2 protein-coding genes and 1 pseudogene are annotated in these 1,572 nt (G+C 72.8%); all 3 read left to right on the top strand.

The window, feature by feature from the left end:
• Positions 1 to 233, top strand: a pseudogene (locus tag G6021_RS07415) (magnesium chelatase); the annotation flags it as partial.
• On the top strand, positions 233 to 847 hold the full coding sequence (cobO, locus tag G6021_RS07420; protein WP_182640976.1) for a cob(I)yrinic acid a,c-diamide adenosyltransferase: 615 nt from the start codon (positions 233 to 235) through the stop codon (positions 845 to 847). The pseudogene G6021_RS07415 and the gene cobO, both read left to right, overlap by 1 nt.
• Positions 841 to 1,572, top strand: a 732-nt coding sequence (locus tag G6021_RS07425) for a cobyrinate a,c-diamide synthase (RefSeq protein ID WP_182640977.1), incomplete at its 3' end; no start/stop codon positions are given. The genes cobO and G6021_RS07425, both read left to right, overlap by 7 nt.

A 1,572-nucleotide genomic window follows, 5' to 3' on the forward strand; every position in this document is an offset into this window, starting at 1 on the left:
CCCGGTCCCGCGCCGCGGCGGCCGGGCTGGCCTCCCTAGGCGTGGCGTCGGTGGTGGTGGACTGCGAGAGCGGCCGGTTCCGCATGGGCCTGGCCTCCGAGCTCGCCACGCACCTGGGCGCCGAGCACATCCCGCTGGGCGAGGTGACGGCCGAGGGACTGACCCACACCGTCCGCACCCACACGGCCCCTGACCGCCGCACCACGGCGCTGACAGAGGGAGAGGTGGCCTGATGCCGCAGGGACAACCGGCCCGCGTGCCCGACGACGGGCTGAGCACCCGGCAACGCCGCAACAAGCCCCTGATCATGGTCCACACCGGGCCCGGCAAGGGGAAGTCCACGGCCGCGTTCGGCCTGGCCATGCGCGCCTGGAACCAGGGATGGGACATCGGGGTGTTCCAGTTCGTCAAGTCCGCCAAGTGGCGCATCGGCGAGCAGACGGTCATGGAGCGGCTCGCCCGCCTGCACGCCGAGACCGGTGAGGGCGGGCCCGTGGAGTGGCACAAGATGGGCTCGGGCTGGTCGTGGTCGCGTAAGGACGGCACCGAGGAGGACCACGCCGCCGACGCCGTCGAGGGCTGGGCGGAGATCAAGCGCCGGCTCGCCGACGAGCGTCACGACCTCTACCTGCTCGACGAGTTCACCTACCCGATGAAGTGGGGCTGGGTGGACGTCGAGGACGTGGTCGAGACGCTGACCTCGCGGCCCGGTCGGCAGCACGTGGTGATCACCGGCCGCGACGCCGCCCCCCGGCTGATCGAGGTCGCCGACCTCGTCACCGAGATGACCAAGGTCAAGCACCCGATGGACGCCGGCCAGAAGGGTCAGAGGGGGATCGAATGGTGACCGGATCGCGCACCGACCTGCCCCGGCTCGTGGTGGCCGCTCCGGCGTCGGGTCACGGCAAGACCACCGTCGCCACGGGGCTCATGGCGGCGCTCCGGCGCAGGGGCCTGACGGTCTCCGGCCACAAGGTGGGCCCCGACTACATCGACCCGGGATACCACGAGCTCGCCACCGGGCGGCCGGGCCGCAACCTCGACCCGCACCTGGTCGGCGAGGACAGGATCGTCCCCCTCCTGCTGCACGGTGCCCAGGCAGAGCCGCGCCCGGCCGACGTCGCCGTGATCGAGGGCGTGATGGGCCTGTACGACGGCCAGATCGGGGGCGACGGCTTCTCCTCCACCGCCCACGTCGCCGGCCTCACCGACACCCCGGTCCTGCTGGTGGTGGACATCTCCCACGCCTCCCGGAGCATCGCGGCCGTGGTGCTGGGGATGGCGACGTTCGACCCGTCCGTCCGGATCGGCGGGGTGATCCTCAACAAGGCCGGGTCCGTCCGGCACTCGGACGAGGTGCGCCGCGCACTCGAGCCACTGGGGATCCCCGTCCTCGGCGTGCTCAGCCGTGACGACGAGGTCACCGCCCCGTCACGGCACCTCGGGTTGGTCCCGGCGGCAGAGCGACCCGGGGCGGCCGGCAGCCTCGACCACCTCGCGGATCGCCTGGCCGCCTCCGTGGACCTGGACGCGGTGATGCGACTGGCCCACACGGCGCCGGCGCTGTCCGGT

Source organism: Dietzia sp. CW19, from assembly GCF_014145265.1.
In the GTDB taxonomy this organism is placed as follows: Bacteria; Actinomycetota; Actinomycetes; order Mycobacteriales; family Mycobacteriaceae; genus Dietzia; species Dietzia natronolimnaea.

Excerpts from the sequence above, each read along its gene's own strand:
- cobO (WP_182640976.1), top strand. The coding sequence starts at position 233 with ATGCCGCAGGGACAACCGGCCCGCGTGCCCGACGACGGGCTGAGCACC.